This is a genomic window from Xanthomonas sp. F4 (genome assembly GCF_011761895.1).
Window position 1 is genome coordinate 88,200 of record NZ_JAASQX010000001.1, and the last position, 17,448, is coordinate 105,647.

At 71.5% G+C, this 17,448-nt stretch carries 18 protein-coding genes; 5 read left to right on the forward strand and 13 right to left on the reverse strand.

From position 1 onward, the window contains the following. Positions 1–21: 21 nt before the first annotated feature. The 11 genes from FHR66_RS00385 to FHR66_RS00435 all read right to left on the reverse strand — a co-directional run bounded on the left by FHR66_RS00385 (position 22) and on the right by FHR66_RS00435 (position 10,412). Positions 22–1,209 carry a diguanylate cyclase gene (locus tag FHR66_RS00385; protein WP_160968180.1) on the reverse strand — a complete coding sequence of 396 codons (1,188 nt, stop codon included), beginning with the start codon at positions 1,207–1,209 and terminating at the stop codon, positions 22–24. A 141-nt stretch (positions 1,210–1,350) separates the two neighbouring features. Continuing rightward, positions 1,351–2,466 carry a hypothetical protein gene (locus tag FHR66_RS00390; protein ID WP_160968178.1) on the reverse strand — a complete coding sequence of 372 codons (1,116 nt, stop codon included), beginning with the start codon at positions 2,464–2,466 and terminating at the stop codon, positions 1,351–1,353. After that, complete coding sequence (locus FHR66_RS00395; protein ID WP_160968176.1) at positions 2,463–3,644, reverse strand: ATP-grasp domain-containing protein; 1,182 nt, start codon at positions 3,642–3,644, stop codon at positions 2,463–2,465. Before FHR66_RS00395 ends, FHR66_RS00390 begins: the two co-directional genes overlap by 4 nt. Then, positions 3,637–4,491, reverse strand: coding sequence for an MBL fold metallo-hydrolase (locus FHR66_RS00400; RefSeq protein WP_160968174.1), 855 nt, complete (start codon positions 4,489–4,491; stop codon positions 3,637–3,639). The genes FHR66_RS00395 and FHR66_RS00400 overlap by 8 nt, the downstream gene beginning before the upstream one ends. Next, positions 4,488–5,465: an NAD-dependent epimerase/dehydratase family protein gene (locus tag FHR66_RS00405; RefSeq protein ID WP_160968172.1), complete on the reverse strand. Its 978-nt coding sequence runs from the start codon at positions 5,463–5,465 to the stop codon at positions 4,488–4,490. Before FHR66_RS00405 ends, FHR66_RS00400 begins: the two co-directional genes overlap by 4 nt. A 1-nt stretch (position 5,466) precedes the next feature. After that, the gene (locus FHR66_RS00410; RefSeq protein WP_160968170.1) at positions 5,467–6,483 is read right to left on the reverse strand and encodes a 3-oxoacyl-[acyl-carrier-protein] synthase III C-terminal domain-containing protein; all 1,017 of its coding nucleotides are present in this window, start codon (positions 6,481–6,483) and stop codon (positions 5,467–5,469) included. 109 nt (positions 6,484–6,592) lie between these two features. Beyond that, complete coding sequence (locus FHR66_RS00415) at positions 6,593–7,027, reverse strand: GNAT family N-acetyltransferase (protein ID WP_202394825.1); 435 nt, start codon at positions 7,025–7,027, stop codon at positions 6,593–6,595. A gap of 50 nt (positions 7,028–7,077) precedes the next feature. Continuing rightward, positions 7,078–7,779: a glycosyltransferase gene (locus FHR66_RS00420; protein ID WP_160968168.1), complete on the reverse strand. Its 702-nt coding sequence runs from the start codon at positions 7,777–7,779 to the stop codon at positions 7,078–7,080. A gap of 64 nt (positions 7,780–7,843) precedes the next feature. Beyond that, on the reverse strand, positions 7,844–8,839 hold the full coding sequence (locus FHR66_RS00425) for an aldo/keto reductase (protein WP_160968166.1): 996 nt from the start codon (positions 8,837–8,839) through the stop codon (positions 7,844–7,846). Between the two features lie 53 nt (positions 8,840–8,892). Beyond that, positions 8,893–9,312, reverse strand: a complete 420-nt coding sequence (locus tag FHR66_RS00430) for a carboxymuconolactone decarboxylase family protein (RefSeq protein WP_237475368.1) — start codon at positions 9,310–9,312, stop codon at positions 8,893–8,895. Positions 9,313–9,344: 32 nt separating this feature from the next. Further along, complete coding sequence (locus tag FHR66_RS00435) at positions 9,345–10,412, reverse strand: aldo/keto reductase (protein WP_160968164.1); 1,068 nt, start codon at positions 10,410–10,412, stop codon at positions 9,345–9,347. A 143-nt stretch (positions 10,413–10,555) separates the two neighbouring features. Here FHR66_RS00435 and FHR66_RS00440 point away from each other — a divergent pair, with 143 nt between their 5' ends. Further along, positions 10,556–11,467 carry a LysR family transcriptional regulator gene (locus FHR66_RS00440; RefSeq protein ID WP_160968162.1) on the forward strand — a complete coding sequence of 304 codons (912 nt, stop codon included), beginning with the start codon at positions 10,556–10,558 and terminating at the stop codon, positions 11,465–11,467. 205 nt (positions 11,468–11,672) lie between these two features. On the opposite strand, the gene FHR66_RS00445 is transcribed toward FHR66_RS00440, so the two are convergent. Both FHR66_RS00445 and FHR66_RS00450 read right to left on the reverse strand, forming a co-directional pair. Beyond that, entirely contained in the window at positions 11,673–12,242 is a 570-nt protein-coding gene (locus FHR66_RS00445; protein ID WP_160968160.1) for a flavodoxin family protein, read from the reverse strand. Positions 12,243–12,349: 107 nt separating this feature from the next. Next, positions 12,350–13,255: a LysR family transcriptional regulator gene (locus tag FHR66_RS00450; protein WP_160968158.1), complete on the reverse strand. Its 906-nt coding sequence runs from the start codon at positions 13,253–13,255 to the stop codon at positions 12,350–12,352. 107 nt (positions 13,256–13,362) lie between these two features. Here FHR66_RS00450 and FHR66_RS00455 point away from each other — a divergent pair, with 107 nt between their 5' ends. The 4 genes from FHR66_RS00455 to FHR66_RS00470 all read left to right on the forward strand — a co-directional run bounded on the left by FHR66_RS00455 (position 13,363) and on the right by FHR66_RS00470 (position 17,439). Then, on the forward strand, positions 13,363–13,764 hold the full coding sequence (locus tag FHR66_RS00455; RefSeq protein ID WP_160968156.1) for a DoxX family protein: 402 nt from the start codon (positions 13,363–13,365) through the stop codon (positions 13,762–13,764). A 30-nt stretch (positions 13,765–13,794) separates the two neighbouring features. Then, positions 13,795–14,601, forward strand: coding sequence for a DODA-type extradiol aromatic ring-opening family dioxygenase (locus FHR66_RS00460; protein WP_160968154.1), 807 nt, complete (start codon positions 13,795–13,797; stop codon positions 14,599–14,601). A 94-nt stretch (positions 14,602–14,695) separates the two neighbouring features. Then, positions 14,696–15,940, forward strand: coding sequence for a putative DNA modification/repair radical SAM protein (locus FHR66_RS00465; RefSeq protein WP_160968152.1), 1,245 nt, complete (start codon positions 14,696–14,698; stop codon positions 15,938–15,940). A 56-nt stretch (positions 15,941–15,996) separates the two neighbouring features. Then, on the forward strand, positions 15,997–17,439 hold the full coding sequence (locus FHR66_RS00470; RefSeq protein WP_160968150.1) for a UdgX family uracil-DNA binding protein: 1,443 nt from the start codon (positions 15,997–15,999) through the stop codon (positions 17,437–17,439). Positions 17,440–17,448 lie beyond the last annotated feature (9 nt).

Below are 17,448 nucleotides of genomic sequence, written 5' to 3' on the forward strand. Positions count from 1 at the left end.
TGTGTGGTTCGCCGCTGGCGATCATGCGACGGTGGTGCCGGCGATCCGGTTGCGGCCGGCACGCTTGGCGGCGTACAGCGCCTGGTCGGCCGCCAGCACCAGGGTCTGCCAGGGCGCCTGCGCGCCTGCCGACCGGCAATAGCCGATGCTCACCGTGCATGCCAGTGGCGCATCGGGCGCCGGACCGATCTGCTGCTGTTCCACCCGGCGACGCAGGCGCTCGGCGAGATCGCGTACCGCGGCTTCGTCGCCATGCGGGACCAGCACCATGAATTCTTCGCCGCCGATGCGCGCCAGCAGATCGGGCGCGCGGATGTGCTGCGACAGGGTCTGCGCGATGGCGATCAGGACCTGGTCGCCGACGGCATGGCCGAAGCGGTCGTTGATCGCCTTGAAGTGGTCCACGTCGATCATCAGCACGGCGATCGCGCCCTGCTTGCGCGCCGCATCGCAGGTCGCCGCTTCGCCGCGCTCCCACATCACCCGGCGGTTGGTCACCCCGGTGAGCGGATCCTGCGAGGCATGCCGGACCAGTTCCGCGTTCATTTCGCGGGTCAGCATCCACAGGAACCCGGGGGTGATGCTGGCCGTCAGCACGATGCGCGCCAGCAAGCCGAAATTCGTGGTCGGGTCTTGGCCGAGACCGACGTCGGGATGGACGGCCCACCATGCGATCCGCAGCCCGATCATCCCGGCCCACAGGAAGTGGAAGACGGCGGTGAAGCGCGCCGCGGTGCGCACCATGCTGTGGGCATGGCGCCACAACGCTACCGCCGTGGCCACGGTCAGGATGCCGCGCAACAGGCCGCCGAAGATCACCATGATCCGGTGATCGTAGCCGGCGTAATGCAGGCTGTAGAGTTCCAGCGCGCAGAGCATCGCGACCGGCAGCAGCAGCGTCCACTGCAGCAGCGGGCGTTGCAGGTAGGCGTTCACCGCCACCAGCGTCAATACGGTCGCCACGTCCAGGGTGACGTTGCCGGCCGGCGCGATCCAGACGGCCGTGAAATGCCAGGCCGGCGCCAGCAGGATGCCGAAGCCCATAGCGAAGACGGCGTAGCTCAGCGCCAGCAGCAACAGGCTGCGCGCGTGCCGTTCCTTGCGGCCGGTGACGAACAGCGCCAGGAACATCGCCGAGGACACTGCCGCGAGCAACGCGTTGACGATCAGCAAGGTGCCGGCATGGGCCAGGTGCGCAATCCATTCCACAGATGTCCCGGGCCGCAGCGGCGATGGGGTGTTGCAGGTGCAGCAAAGTATAAGGCAGCGGGTGTACCCGGCATTCGGCAGAACACACGCGTTTTGCGCTGAAAACGGTTACGGAATGCAAAACACGCGGCGCGGCGTCGCTCATAGCCGGTAGCGGCGCATCAGCGGGACGCCGATGCGCCGGGTCAGCGTGCCGAGCGCGGCGATCGGCTGGCGTCGCTGCAACGGCAGGTGACGCGCATCGACAGCGCTGTACTCGATGACCGGCACGCCGCCGCGCTGGCGTTTGAAGCTGGCCGCGCCGGCGCTCTGGTTGAGGCGCTGGCCGTACCGTCGCGCATGGTCGATGCCGCAGGCGGTGAGGGTGCGGTACAGCGCCAACCGCTGCGGCAGGCGCAGGTCGTAGCCGACGATCGGCGCGGTCACGGTGCCGCCGATGCCGAACAGGCCGGTGATGCAGACCAACTGCCCGGTATCGTCGCGGAAGCCGTCCAAGCGCAGCAGCCCGGCGCGGTGCCAGGCGCGCAGGAAGCTGGCGTGGTAGGCCGGATTGCAGCGCGAATATTTTTCCAGATACAGCTGCGCGTACAGCGCGGCGATACGCGGGTAATCGGCCTCGCCGATGGCATCGTTGCCGCAGCGCCGCAGATCGCGGCGGTCGACCAGCTTGAGGTCGCGGGCCAGGTCGCGATGGCGCAGCAGCTGCGGCCAGTCCTCGTACAGGTACACCTGGCGGCTGGCGATCAGGGTGAAGCCTTCGGCTTGCAACGCGTGCAGCCACTGCGGCGTGTCCACTGCATTGAGCGAGCGGAACCACAGCGCGTGGTCGGGCCAGCGTGCGCGTGCGGCGTCCAGCAGCGTACGCAGGCCGCCCGGCGGCAGCGGCGGATACAGGTTGGTGGACAGCAGCCAGTTGTTGAGGGTGACCGCGCGGTCGATCCGCGCCCAGTCCAGCCACGCGCCGATGCCGCCGCACAGGCCGCGTACCGGTGCGGCCAGCGCACCCGGCAACAGCCGCGCGGCTTCCTCGGCGGCGTAGTCGGCATAGGTGGTGCGCGGCGAACATACCCAGGCGTTGCCCGGGTGACGCTCGCCGACCGTCACCGGCATTGCCAGTGCGCCGGCCTGCAGCACCTCAATGCGCGCATGCGCGTTGTCGGCCAACTGCTGCGCGTCGCCGCCGGCATGCAGCGCGGCGAAGCGCTGCAACTGCGCGGCGTAATCGGCGGCCGCGGCGTCGGCGCTGCCGGCGTTCATGGCGGCGGCAACGCCTCGCCGTCCCATTCGGTATCGCGGGTAGCGGCCTCGCGCACACTGCAGCGCTGCGCCAGCGCCAGCCGTGCATGGCTGCCCAGGTCGCACAGCGTGCCGGCCAGCGGCCAGCGGTCGCCGCGCGGCGCCAGCACGTCCTCGGCGCGCGCGTAGTCGTGGCGCCACTGCCGTAGCCGGCCCTGGCCCAGCGCCGCCGGCAAGGCCACGCCCAGCATCAGCATGGCCAGCATCGCCGCGCGATCCTCGGCCGGGCGCAGCGGCGCCTGCGCCCGGCCCGCGTCGCCGCTCAGCAACGCCACCAGCGGATCGGTCGCGGCGAACAGGTGCAGGCCGCTGGTCGCACGCGGATTGCATTCGATCACGCTGCAGCGCCCTTGCGCGGAGACCATCCAGTCGAAGGAGATCTGCCCGCTGAAGCGCAGCGCCTTTACCAACTGCGCGGTAAAGCGCTCGATCTGCGGATCCGGCGCGGCGTCGAAGTAGTAGCTGGAACTGCGCCGCAGCCGATAGCGCGGGCGGTACACCGCATGCGCCAGCAACACGCCGTCGCGCGCCAGTGCATACGAGCAGCGCTCTTCGCCCTCACAGTAGCGCTGCGCGACCCAGTCGCCCTGGTCGGGCAGCGGCGTGGCGTCGGTGGGCACGCCGTGCGGGTACAAGCGCACATGCACGCCGAAGCGCGAGAACTCCGGCTTCAACACCAGCGGCGCGGTACCGGCCCACTCGCGTGCCTGCGCCAGGCTGCGCACGCGCACGCTGTCCGGCACCTCGACGTCGCTGTCCAGGCCGCGCGCCAGTTCCATGAAGGCGTACTTGCTGTGCAGCGCGCGCAGCGTGTCGAAGTCGTGCAGCGGCAGGTGCAGCTGCGCCGGCAGCGCGCTGCGGTAGCGGGCCAGGTAGAACACTTCCTCGCAGGTCGGCATCAGCACGTCGATGCGCTGGCGTGCGAGCACGCCATTGAGATCGCCCAGCCAGGCGCGCGGTGCGTCGCGCGCGGGCGCGACGCGGTGATGCGCGGCGACCGCACGCGACCAACCGGAGATGCGGCTGGCGACGCTGTCGGCCAGGTGCACCCGCCAGCCCTGCGCGGCGAAGCGGCGCGCCAGGTCCAGGGCGACCGGCGCACGCGCGCCGGTGATCAGCACGCCAGGCGCCTCAGCCATGCGTGTGCTCCGTCGGTGCCGGCGCTGGTCGCCATTGCCGGCAATGCGAGGGCACCAGGCGCAAGCCCGGCTCGGCCTGGCGCAGCGCATGCAGCCGCGCCAGGGTGTCGCGATACACGCGGTGCTCGCCGAGCAGGTGGGTGACCAGCGCCGGCGGCGGCGTACCGTCGGCGAGCGCGGCGCTGGACCAGGCCGCGTCGGCGATCAGGAACACCGGGCCATGCGCGTCCTCGAACCACAGGCCGTAGTGGCCGGGCGCATGCCCGGGCAGCGGCACCAGCAGCACGCTGCCGTCGCCGAACAGATCGCGCGGCGTGCCGAAGTCGCGCAGCGCAGCGGGCGGCATCGCCGCGGGCAGCGCCTCGATCCAGTGCATGCGTGGGCGCGCGCCGTGCAGCAGCGCCGGCAGGAAACCTTCGCGCAACGCGGCCAGCCGGCCGCGGCGCTGCAGGTCGTCCCAGGCCTGTTGTGCGCAGGCCAGGCGCGCCTGCGGGAAATCGGCGACGCCGCCGACATGGTCGCCGTGGAAATGCGACAGCACGATCCAGCCGATGCGGTCCGCTTCCACGCCGTCGCGTGCGAGCTGTTCGCGCAGCGATTGCCCGGGTGCCAGCTGCACGGGGGTCAGCCAGCGGTACAGGCGCTCGGGAAAGCGCGCGGTGGCGTCGAAGAAGTGGGGCGAATAGCCGGTGTCGAACAACAGGTCGCCGTGCTGCGGATGCTGCAGCAGCGCCGCCAGCGCCGGGAACGGGCATGGTGCCAGCGGCGCGCCGCGGCGGGTGGCGCGTTCCGGATGCGTGCAATGGCCGGCCTCGTACAGCCGCCAGCGCAGCCGTGGCGCGCTCATCGTTGCCCCAGCGCGGCCAGCCCGGCCTCGGTCGACAGCACCGGCGCATAGCCGAGCTCGCGGCGCGCGCGGCCGATGTCCAGCGTCTGCGAATAGCCGAGCACGCCGATGCCGTAGCGGCTGAGCCGCGGTTCCGGTTGGCCGCGCCGACGCAGCGCGATCTGCTCGCCGAGCGTGGCCAGGGCCAGCGCCGGCCCGCGCGGCACCGGCAGCAGCCGCACGCGCAGGCGCAGCACCGCGAACAGCTCGGTCACCAGGTCGCGGACCGCGATCGGTGTGCCGTTGCTGATGTTGTAGGCGCGGCCGTCGCCGATGTGCTCGGCACGCAGCGCGGCCAACGCCGCGGCCACCGCGTTCTCCACACAGCACACGTCGATCATCGCGCGGCCGCCGTCGATCAGCGGGAACCAGCCGCGCTGCGCCACCGCCAGCAGCCGCGGCACGATCGCGTTGTCGCCATGGCCGAACACCGCGCGCGGGCGCAGCACCACCGCCGGCAGCCCGGACGCCGCGGCGGCGCGCACCTTTTCCTCGGCCTCCCACTTGGTCTGCGGGTAGCCGCCGATCCAGCGTGCCGGCGGGGTGAACTCTTCGGTGATCTGGTATTGATCGGCGAAGCGGAAGTAGATGCTCGGCGAACTGAAGTGCACGAAGCGGCGCACGCGTGCGGTCAGCGCGGCGGCGAGCAGGCGTTCGGTCGCGACCACGTTGGCCAGGCGGAAGGTCTCGGCACTGGCCCACGGTGCCGACAGCGCGGCGCAGTGGATCACTGCATCGCAGCCGTGCAGCAGCGGCGCCAGGTCGTCGCGGCACAGCTCGGCGCACACCACCTCGATGCGCGGATCGTTGGCGAAGGCCGCCAGCTTGGTAGCGTCGCGGCCGCTGGCGCGCACCGGCATGCCGGCGGCGGCCAATGCGCGCACGATGTAGGCGCCGATGAAGCCGGAGGCGCCGGTGACCAGGACGCGTGCCATGTCAGTAGCGCAACACCGCGCCGCCGAACGCCAGCCCGGCGCCGGAGCCGACCAGGCCGATCAGGTCGCCACGGACGATGCGGCCGCTGTGGATCGCCTGGTGCAGCGCGCTGGGAATGGACGCGGCCATCTGGTTGCCGTGGTCGCCGATGATCTCGATCAGCGCGTCCGGCGCCAGCCCCAGCGCGACGCGCAGGTGGCGCAGCGCCTTGGCGCTGGCCTGGTGCGGCACGATCCGCTGCAACTGCGCCAGCTCGACTCCGGCCTGCGCCAGCAGCCGCTGCAGGAAGCCGGGCAGCTTCGCCGCGGCGAGGCGATAGGTGGCGCGGCCGTGCATTTCGAACTGCGAGCCGGCGCGAAGTGCCTCGACACCGTGATCCAGACGCAGGCGGGTGCCGCCGGCGCGCACGCGGCAGTGGTCGATACCTTCGGAATAGGTTTCCAGCCGCGCCGCCAGCAATTGCGAGCCGCTGTCGCCGGTGTCGGCGCCGACCACCACCGCCGCGGCGCCGTCGCCGAACAGCGGCGCGGTGTCGGCATCGTCCGGGTTGAGGCCGACGCTGGCGATCTCGCTGGAGACGATCAGCACGCGGCGATAGCGGCCGGCGGCGATCGCGCAGGCGGCCAGGTCGAGCGCGGCGATGAAGCTCAGGCAGGTGGCGTTGATGTCGAAGGCCGGGATGCCGCTGCCCTGCAGGCCCAGCCGCGCGTGCAGCAGCGCGGCGCTGCACGGGATCGCCTGTTCCATCAGGCTGCAGGCGCTGATCACGCAATCGACCTCGTGCGCCTGCAGCTGCGCGGCCTCCAACGCCGCGCGCGCGGCGCGCTCGCCCATCGCCGTGGCCGGCTCGTCGGCGCCCGCATAGTGCCGCGTGGCCACGCCGGTATGCCGCAGGGTCCAGCCGGCGGGCTTGCCCCAGCGCCGGTCGAAGGTCTCTGCCGGCACTTGCTGCGCGGGCAGATACGCGCCCGTGCCGAGAAGACGCAGCGCGATGGGCCTGCTGGTGTGGACGCTCATCCGTAAAGCTCGCACAAGGGGCGCGCAGCGTACTGCCAGCGGATCGGCGCCGGCAACTGCGCGCGGGACGATCGCGCCGTTGCCTGGCGCTGGCGATCGCAAGCAGTCCTCAGTCGCGCAACGACTTGGCGAAATATTTGGGCACTTCGACGAAGCCTTCCCGCCGATAGAAGGCGTGCGCCCGTTCGCGGCGGCGATGGCAGTGCACCTCCAGGCGGTCGCAGCCGCGCTGCCGCGCCAAGGCCTCGCCCTGCGCCAGCAGGCGCTGCCCCACGCCGGCGCCGCGCGCGCGATCGTCCACGCAGAAGTAGCTGATGCGGCCGATGTCGCCGGCCAACGCCAACTGCGGCAGAAAATGCAGCGACAACACGCCCACGACGTCGTCTCCTGCGGCGGCCACCAGCAAGGCGGCGTCCGGATGCGCCAGCAGTTGCGCCAGGCGCGTCTCGATGAACGCCTCGGTGCCCGGATAGTCCAGCGCCGCGATGGCGTGCCGGTCCGCCATCACCGCGTTCCTGATCTCCAGCGTACCGTTCTCGTCCATGTGCAGATAGTCGAAAGCGCCCGAGCCTGTAGGGAAGTGGATGACACGCCCTAAGGCCCGCGGCGCTGCCCGTACCAGAAGCCGAGCGCGTCGCGCGAGCGCAGCATGCCGCGGCCGCGGCGCAGCAGTTGCAATAGCAGTCCCAGGTGCTCGCGCTTGCTGAAGCTGCGCAGTTTGCGGTCGGAAGTGTGCACTGGCTCGCGCAGGATCACGAAGCGTCCTTGCCGCGCCAGCGCGCGGCTCAGCGCCACGTCCTCGCCGGCGTAGTAACGCTCGTCGAAGCCGCCGGCGGCGACGAAGGCGCTGCGCGTGCAGAACAGGAAGCAGCCGGGGGCGATGCCGGTGCAACGGAACAGCCAGCCGAACAGCGCCTGGGCCAGGCGTTCGTACCAGGCGACGTCGCCGAGCAGGCGCACCTGCGCGCCGCCGCCGACCGCGCCGGTGCCGAGCGCGCGCAGTGCCGCGGCCAGCAAGGGCGTATTGACGCGGGTGTCGGCATCGACGAACAGCAGATGGCGACCGTGGCTGGCGGCAGCGCCGGCATTGCGCACGGCGGCGATGTGCCGCAGTTCCACCTCCAGCACCTGCGCGCCGTGCCGGCGCGCGATCTCGGCGGTGGCGTCGCTGCAGGCATCGGCCACCACCAGCGTCTCGCAGTCCAGCCGCAGCGCCTGGGCGGCGACGTGCAGCGAGGCCAGCGTGTCGCCGATCAGGGCAGCTTCGTCGTGCGCGGGGACGATGAAGGAGATCACCCCCGCATGATGCGGGGCCGGCGCGGCGCGGGCAATCGACCCGCGCCGCGGCCGGGGGCACGGTTCAGCCCTGCAGGGCGCCGCGCGAGGCGGCCGGGTAGCGATGGCCGGCGGCGGCATCGGCGGGGAAGATCGCCTCGATCTGCGCCAGCTCCTCGGCGCTCAGCTTCACCTGCAGCGCGCCCAGGTTCTCTTCCAGGTAGGCCAGGCGCTTGGTGCCGGGGATCGGCACCAGGTCCTCGCCCTGCGCCAGCACCCAGGCCAGCGCCAGCTGGCCCGGGGTCACGCCCTTGGCCTGGGCCAGCTCGCGCACCCGCTCCACCAGCTGCAGGTTGCGGTCGAAGTTCTCGCCCTGGAAGCGCGGCGAATGGCGCCGGTAGTCGTCGGCCTCGAAATCCTCCGGCGAGCGGATCGCGCCGGTCAGGAAGCCGCGGCCCAGCGGCGAGTAAGGCACGAAGCCGATGCCCAGTTCGCGCACCGTCTCCAGCACGCCGTCGTGTTCCGGGTCGCGCGACCACAGCGAATACTCGCTCTGCAGCGCGGTGATCGGATGCACCGCATGCGCGCGGCGGATGGTGCCCGCGGCGGCTTCGGACAGGCCGAGGAAACGCACCTTGCCCTGTTCCACCAGCCGTGCCATCGCCCCGACCGTGTCCTCGATCGGCACGTTCGGATCCACCCGGTGCTGGTAGTACAGGTCGATATGGTCCACGCCGAGCCGGCGCAGGCTGGCCTCGCAGGCGGACTGCACGTACTCCGGGCGGCCGTCGATGCCGCGCGCGGTCGGGTCGTTGGGGTCGAGCTTGATGCCGAACTTGGTCGCTAGCACGACCTGGTCGCGGCGCCCGGCCAGCGCCTTGCCGACCAGCACTTCGTTGGTGTGCGGGCCGTACATGTCGGCGGTGTCGATGAGGCTGACGCCGTGCTCGATCGCGGCATGGATGACCGCGATCGAAGCCGCGTCGTCGCTGCGGCCGCCGTAGAACGCGCTCATGCCCATGCAGCCGAGGCCGAGAGCGGAGACGCGGGGGCCGTTGCGGCCGAGGGTGCGGGTTTGCATGGAGATGCTCCTGAGGGGGAGGGGAGGGAGAGCGTGGCCGCAGGGCGGTTCGCTCAGGGTGAGGATTCGCCGAGGACCTCGCGGGCGACGGCCAGGGCATTGAGCGCGGTGGGGAAGCCGACGTAGGCGTACAACTGGTCGAGTACCGCGAAGATCTCCGCGCGGCTGGCGCCGGCGGCCAGCGCCGCACGCAGGTGCACGCGCAGTTGCGGTTCGGCGTGGCCGAGGCTGGCCAGCACCGCCACCGTGACCAGCTCGCGGGTCTTCAGCTCCAACGCGGTGCCCGGACGATAGATCTCGCCGAACGCGATGGCCGCGCCGCGGCCGGTGAGCGCAGTGTCCGCATCGTCGGCGAGGGCGCGGATCGCCGCGCCCTGCTGCGCACCCATCAAGGCGGCGATCTGGGCGATGCCGGCCGCTTCGGCGTCGGCCAGGGTCATGCTGCTCGGCAGTGTGTTGGTGGTGGATGTCATGGGACGGTCCTCGTGTGCGAAGGTCGCCGCGCTCAGCGCGGCTGGATGCGGGTGCCACCGCTCAGCAAGGCCTGCGGATTCGGCGAGGCCAGGAAGTCGTGCGGGAAGCCCAGTTCGATCGCGCTGGCCGCGTCCAGCCGCTGCAGTGCCTCGGCGTCCAGGTGCAGGGTGAGTGCGCCCAGGTTGTCCTGCAGTTGCGTCACGCTGCGCGCGCCGACGATCGGCATCGCCCCGCGCGCCAGCAGCCAGGCCAGCGCCACCTGCGCCGGCGAGCGCTGCAACTCGGCGGCAAGCGCCACCACCACCTCGGCCACCGCCAGGGCGTGCTCGTTGAAGGTGCGTTGCGAATGCGCGACCTCGGCGCGGCCCACGCCATCGACCTGGGCGCCGCCGGAGGCGGCCGCGCGCACCCGCGCCAGGTCGGCGGCACCGTACTTGCCGGTGAGCACGCCCATCGCCAGCGGCGACCAGGCCAGCACCGACATGCCCAGCGCCTCGGCCATCGGCACCAGTTCGCGCTCGACCGTGCGCTGTGCCAGCGAGTACTCGATCTGCAGGGCGACGAACGGCGTCCAGCCGCGCAGGTCGGCCAGGGTCTGCATGCGCGCCACCTGCCAGGCGGGGGTGTCGGAGATGCCGGCATAGAGGATCTTGCCGGCGCGGACTAGGTCGTCGAAACCGCGCATGACTTCGTCGATGCCGGTGGTGCCGTCCCAGGCGTGCAGGTACAGCAGGTCCAGATAGTCGGTGCCCAACCGCGCCAGGCTGGCGTCGACCGAGCGCAGCAGCGCCTTGCGGTGATTGCCGCCGCCGTTGGGATCGCCGGGGAAGGGATTGAGCGCGAACTTGCTGGCGATCACCAGGCGGTCGCGGCGGCCGGCGACGAAGCGGCCGAGCAGGGTCTCGGCGCTGCCGTTGGTGTAGATGTTGGCGGTGTCGAGGAAGTTGCCGCCGGCCTCCACGTACAGGTCGAACAGCCGGCGCGCCTCGTCGGCGTCCGCGCCCCAGCCCCAGTCGGCGCCGAAGGTCATGGTGCCCAGGCACAGCGGGCTGACGCGCAGGCCGGAACGGCCGAGCAGGCGGTAGTGATCGAGGGCCATCGCGGAGGTCTCCAGGTGAGGGTGCGGGCACTGTAGGCGCCGCGTCGCCATGGATAAATCCGGGTAATCCGCATGTGCTTTGAAGGTGTGCTAAACAATGCCGGCGCACCTGACGCGTCCGTCCCCACTGTTGCCCGCTCGCCATGCACCGTCCCCCGCCGCTGTCCGCCGTCGTCGCCTTCGTCCGCGTCGCCCACCACGGCAGTTTCACCCGTGCCGCCGCCGAGCTGGGCGTCTCGCCCTCGGCGCTGTCGCAGACGCTGCGCGCGCTGGAGGCGCAACTGGGCGCGCGCCTGCTCAACCGCACCACCCGCCGGGTCGGCCTGAGCGAGCACGGCGAGCGCTTCCTGCAGCGGGTGGCGCCGGGCCTGGCGCAGATCGACGCGGCCTTCGCCGACCTGGATTTCCTGCGCGACCGCCCGGCCGGCACGCTGCGCATCAACCTGCCGCTGGTGGCTGCCGAGCAACTGGTGTGCCCGCACCTGCCGGCGTTCCTGGCGCGCTATCCGGAGGTCAGCGTGGAGCTGTACTCGGACCGGACCCTGGCCGACATCGTCGCCGGCGGCTTCGACGCGGGCATTCGCCTGGGCGAGAGCTTGGCGCGCGACATGATCGCGGTGCCGGTGGGTCCGCCGCAGCGGCAGACCGTGGTGGCCGCGCCGGCGTATTTCGCCGCACACGGGACACCGCGCACACCGGCCGAACTGGCCGAGCACGACTGCATCCGCTGGCGCCGCACCGACGGTCGCCTGCAGGCCTGGGAGTTCACCCGCGACGGCCACGATTTCCTGGTCGAAGTCAGCGGGCGGCTGGTGGTCAACGACACCCTGGTCGGCCTGGACGCCGCGTGCCGCGGGCTGGGCCTGGGGCAAGCGTTCGAATGGCAGGTCGCCGCCGACGTCGCCGCCGGCCGCCTGCAGCGGGTGCTGGACGACTGGCACGCGCCGTTCGCCGGCTGGCACATCTACTACCCGGCGCGCGAGCACTTGCCGCCGAAGCTGCGCGTGTTCATCGATCACCTGCGCGCAGCGCACGCGGCCGGCCGCGCTGCGTAGAGCGCGGCGCAGGCCGGTGGCCGGCATATTGCGACGTGGGGACAAAGCGAACAGGCGGCAGTGCCGCAACCGCCGCCGCGATCGTAGCGCGGCTAGGAGCAGCGCCCGACCGGCAAGGCCGGGCGCCGAGGGGCGTCGCGTCGCCCAGAGACCGCTTGCGATAGGGGCGCAGGGTGCCGCCCTTCGCGGGCGGCACCCGACGGACTCAGCCCTTGAGCTTGGCCGCGAACTCGGCCACGCGCTTGCCGAGCAGGCGCGCGGTCTCCAGGTCGCCGCTGCGCGGCGCCTCGTCCGGGGACGCATCGGACGGCGAGATCGCCAGCGCGCCGCCGGAGCCGGCGGTCCAGTTCACGTCGTCGGGGCCGTGCGCCTTGGTGTTGGACGGCAGCAGGCCGGTACCGACCCAGATCTGGCCATGCTGCTGGGACAGGGTCCAGAAGTAGCCGATGGTGGCGAACTTGTCGCCGTTGACCGAGGCCGAGTTGGTGAAGCCGGCGGCGACCTTGTCCTTCCAGGCCTGCGAGAACCACGGCTTGGAGCTGGCGTCGGCGAATTTCTTGAACTGCCAGGCCGGGCCGCCCATGTAGGTCGGGCTGCCGTAGATGATGGCGTCGGCCTGGCCGATGGCCTCCCAGGCGCCGTCGGGCAGGTTGCCGTCCTGGTCGATGCGGTACAGCGTGGCCTCGCCGACGCTGGCGGCGCCGGCGTGCACGGCCTCGGCCTGCTTGACGGTGTGGCCGTAGCCGCTGAAGTAGACGATCGCGATCTTGCTCATGCGCGGACTCCTGAGGGTGTGGGGGAAAAGCGCGGGCATTGTGCGCATGCGCGGCCGCCGCGATCAGCGCCATCGGCGGGATGTTGTGTCCGACCGCGCGCCGCGGTTCAGCTCTCGGCCGGGGAGCGCATCGCCCTGTCGATGCCCACTTCGACCAGGTAGTCGATGAAGCTGCGCACCTTCGGCGCCAGGTGGCTGCGGCTGGCGTACACCGCGTACACGCCGATCGGCCCGATCTCGTGGTCGGGCAGCACCCGCACCAGGCGTCCGTCCTCCAGTGCCGCCTCGGCCATGAAGTCCGGCTGCACGGTGATGCCCATGCCGGCGATGGCCGCCTCGCGCAGCACGTCGCCGCAGTTGGCGCGCAGGGTGCCGGCCACCCGCACCTGGGTCGCGCCGTCGGGGCCGTGCAGGGTCAGGTCGTCCTGCACGTAGCTGTAGCTGAGGAAGGCGTGGCCGGCCAGGTCGGCCGCCAGTTGCGGGGCGCCGGCGCGCGCCAGGTAGGCTGGGGACGCGCACAGGAATGCCTGCACTTCGCCGAGCTTGCGCGCGATCAAGGTCGGCGCCACCTGGCGGGTGATGCGGATCGCCAGGTCGTAGCCTTCCTCGACGATATCCACCAGGCGGTCGGACAGCGACAGATCGAGGGCGACCTGCGGATAGCGCGCGCTGTAGCCGGCCAGGCGCGGCCCGAGCCGGGCGACGCTGAAACTGAAGGGGGCGTTGATCCGCAGCGTGCCGGACGGCGTCAGCGCCTGCTCGCCGACCGCCGCTTCCATATCGTCGAACTCGGCCAGCAGCAGCTGGCAGCGTTGGTAGTAGGCGGCGCCGACGCTGGTCGGGCTGACCCGGCGCGTGGTGCGGTTGAGCAGGCGCGAGCCCAGGCGCTGCTCCAGCCACGCCACCTGGCGGGTGACGCTGGCGGTGGACATGCCCAGCGCGTCGGCGGCGGCGTTGAAGCCGTTGCGGTCGACCACGGCGACGAACACCCGCATGGCATCCAGCGTATCCATTGTTGCGCATCCTGAAATTAATCTTCGGAATAAAGGTAATTTATCCATGGTGGCGATGGGAATAGCCTGTGCAGCGTTCCCCATCCCACCGCTGTCGGAGATCCTTCATGTCCGCTCCCGTCTCCCGCCTGGCGCCCTACGGCGCCACCTTGCTGCGCCTGGCCCTGGGCGCGCTGTTCCTGGTGCATGCGCTGACCAAGCTGCTGGTGTTCACCCCGGCCGGCACCGCCGCCTACTTCGTGTCGCTCGGCCTGCCCGGCGGGCTGGGCTATGTGGCTATGGCGCTGGAATTCACCCTCGCCGCGGCCTTGCTGCTCGGCGTGTACGCGCGCTGGGTCGGACTGCTCGGCATCCCGCTGCTGCTCGGCACCATCGTCAGCGTGCACGGCGCCAACGGCTTCGGCTTCGCCAATCCCGGCGGCGGCTGGGAGTACCCGGCGTTCTGGGCGTTGGCGCTGGCGGTGCTGTTCCTGATCGGCGACGGCCGCTTCGCGTTGCGCTCGCGCTGAGCGCAGCGCTCCTTCCTCCGGAGACCTCCCATGTCCCGCCTGCCTTCCCTGTACATCTCGCACGGTTCGCCGATGACCGCACTGCAGCCCGGCCTGGTCGGCACGCGGCTGGCCGAACTGGCGGCGACGCTGCCGCGGCCGCGCGCCATCGTGCTGGCCTCGGCGCACTGGCTGGGCCGGCGGCCGCTGGTCGGCGCCGCGGCGCAGCCGCAGACCATCCACGACTTCGGCGGTTTCCCGCAGGCGCTGCATGCGATGCAGTACCCGGCGCCGGGCGCGCCGGCACTGGCCGAGCAGGTCGCCGAGTTGCTGGAACAGGCCGGGCTGCAGCCGGTACTGGACCCGCGCCGCGGCCTGGACCACGGCGTGTGGGTGCCGCTGTCGCTGCTGTACCCGCAGGCCGACATCCCGGTGGTGCCGCTGTCGATCCAGCCCGAGCTGGGGCCGGAGCACCACCTGGCGCTGGGCCGCGCGCTGGCGCCGCTGCGCGAGGACGGCGTGCTGGTGATCGGCTCGGGCAGCATCACCCACAACCTGCACGACTTCGGCCGCTACGCCGAGGGCAAGGAGGTGCCCTATGTGCGTCCGTTCATCGAATGGACCGAGCAGGCGTTGCGCCGCGACGACGTGCCGGCGATGCTCGACTACCGTCGGCAGGCGCCGTTCGCTGCGCGCGCGCATCCTACCGACGAGCACTGGCTGCCGATCTACGTGGCGATGGGCGCGGCCGGCGCGGAGGGGCTCGGCGCGCAGCGCATCGATGCCGGCATCGACGCGGGCTTGCTGGCGATGGACATCTACCGCTTCGACGGCGCTGTGGCGCGCGCCGCGGCCTGAATACCGGGCGCGTCGACTGAGCGGTTCATCGCGGTGAAGGCCGCAGCGCATCCGCGTCTCACCGTTTGAGACGCGGACCCGGCATCGTCGGCCGGTGAATACCCTCGAAAAACTCGCCGTGCTCGCCGACGCGGCCAAGTACGATGCGTCCTGCGCCTCCAGCGGCGCCGACAAGCGCCATTCCCTGCGCAGCGGCGGCATCGGCAGCACCGAGGGCATGGGCATCTGTCATTCGTATACGCCCGACGGGCGCTGCGTGTCGCTGCTGAAGATCCTGCTGACCAACTTCTGCGTGTTCGACTGCGCGTACTGCGTCAACCGCGTGTCCAGCAACGTGCGCCGCGCGCGCTTCACTCCGGCCGAAGTGGTCAAGCTGACCCTGGATTTCTACAAGCGCAACTACATCGAAGGCCTGTTCCTCTCCAGCGGCATCATCCGCAACAGCGACTACACCATGGAGCAACTGGTGGAAGTGGCGCGGCAACTGCGCGAGGAGCACCGCTTCGCCGGCTACATCCATCTCAAGACCATTCCCGACGCGGCGCCGGAACTGCTCGCCGCCGCCGGCCGCTACGCCGACCGGCTCAGCATCAACGTGGAGTTGCCGACCGAGCGCGGCCTGGCGCAACTGGCGCCGGAGAAGAACGTCGGCGGCATCCGTGCGGCGATGGGCGAGCTGCGCTGGCGCATCGAGGAGAGCAAGGAAGCGCGCAAGGCCGAGACGCGGGTGCGCGCCAAGCCGCCGCGCTTCGCCCCGGCCGGGCAGAGCACGCAGATGATCGTCGGTGCCGATGGCGCCGACGACCGCGCGATCCTGCACACCAGCCACAATCTCTACGGCAACTATCGGCTGCGCCGGGTCTACTACTCCGCGTTCAGTCCGATTCCCGACGCCTCCAGCAAGCTGCCGCTGCAGGCGCCGCCGTTGCAGCGCGAGCACCGTCTGTACCAGGCCGACTGGCTGCTGCGGTTCTACGACTTCTCGGTGGAGGAGATCGCCCCGCCCACCACCAGCGGCATGCTCGATCTGGACGTGGACCCCAAGCTGGCGTGGGCGCTGCGCAACCCCGAGCGATTCCCGGTGGATCTCAATACCGCCGCGCGCGAACTGTTGCTGCGCGTGCCGGGATTGGGCACGCGCAACGTCGAGCGCTTGCTGCTGGCGCGGCGGCATGCGCGGCTGCGGGTCGAGGACCTGGCGCGGTTGCGGGTGCCGCTGAAGAAACTGCTGCCGTTCGTCAGTGTGCTCGACCACCATCCGCGGCAGCGGCTGGACGATCCGCAACGGCTGCGCGCGCAATTGGCGCCGGCACCGCGGCAGGCTGGGTTGTTTGACTGACACGATGGGCGCGGTCCTTTGCGTTCGCGGCACCGGAGCGCTACGCGGGGCGGGCCGTGTTTCAGGCTGAGGTGATGCCGCCGTGGAGCCTGGAGGCATGGCGGGCGGTGGCGCGGACGGCGTGGTGCGCGCAGGTGGCGCCGGAGACGCTGGCCTGGGATGGCGATGCGCAGGGAGGGCTGCTGGTCGGGACCGACGTCGCGACGCTGCCTGCGCAGGTCCAGCCGCCGCGGGTGTCGGCGGAGTTCCTGGCGCTGGCCGGCGCGGTGCTGTGCCATCGCGATCCGCAGCGTCATGCGCTGCTGTACCGCCTGCTGTGGCGCATCGCCGGCGGCGAGCGCGCGCTGCTGCAGCGGGTCACCGATGCCGACGTGCACCGCGCGCAGCAATGGGCGCAGGCGGTGCGCCGCGACAGCCACAAGATGAAGGCATTCGTGCGCTTCCGTGAAGTGCCCGGCGAGCAGGAGGCGTACATCGCCTGGTTCGAGCCGGAGCACCATATCGTCGATCGCGTGGCGCCGTTCTTCGCGCGCCGTTTCGCCGGCATGCGCTGGGCGATCCTCACCCCGTACCGCAGCGTGCGCTGGGACGGCGAGACGCTGCAGTTCGGCGACGGCGCGCAGCGCGCCGATGCGCCGGCCGACGATGCGCAGGACGCACTGTGGCGCACCTACTACGCCAACATCTTCAACCCGGCACGGCTCAACCCGACGATGATGCGCCAGGAGATGCCGCAGAAATACTGGAAGCACCTGCCGGAGGCGCAACTGCTGCCCACGCTGATCCGCGATGCCGGGCAGCGCGTACGCGAGATGGCCGAGCGTGCGCCCGAGCCGGTGCGCCGGCGCATTCCCGCGCCGGCACCGGCGCCGGTGGTGGCCGCCGACGACAGCCTCGATGCGCTGCGCGCGGCGGCGCGCGAGTGCCGCCGCTGTCCGCTGTGGCAGCCGGCGACCCAGACCGTGTTCGGCGAAGGCCCGCAGGACGCGGCGGTGATGGTGGTGGGCGAGCAGCCCGGCGACGAGGAGGACCTGAGCGGGCGTCCCTTCGTCGGCCCGGCCGGGCGCCTGTTCGACCGCGCGTTGCAGGAGCTGGGTGTCGACCGTGCAGGCCTGTACGTGACCAACGCGGTCAAGCATTTCCGTTTCGAGCAGCGCGGCAAGGCGCGGTTGCACCGCAATCCCGAGCGCGCCCACGTCGAGGCCTGCCGGATGTGGCTGGCCGGCGAACTGGCGCGGGTGCGCCCGCGCATCGTGCTGTGCCTGGGTGCGACCGCGGCGCGTGCGGTGCTGGGCAGCGGCTTTGCGCTGATGGCCCAGCGCGGGCAGTGGCAGGCGCTGGACGATGGCACCCGCGCGTTGGCCACGGTGCATCCGTCGTGGGTGCTGCGCCAGCGTGGCGGCGAGGCGGGCGAGGCCGCCTATCAGGGCTTCGTGCGCGACTTGCGCGTGCTGGCAGCGCAGGTGCCGATGCCGCACGCAGGCGGTGCCGGCGACTGATGCCCTGTG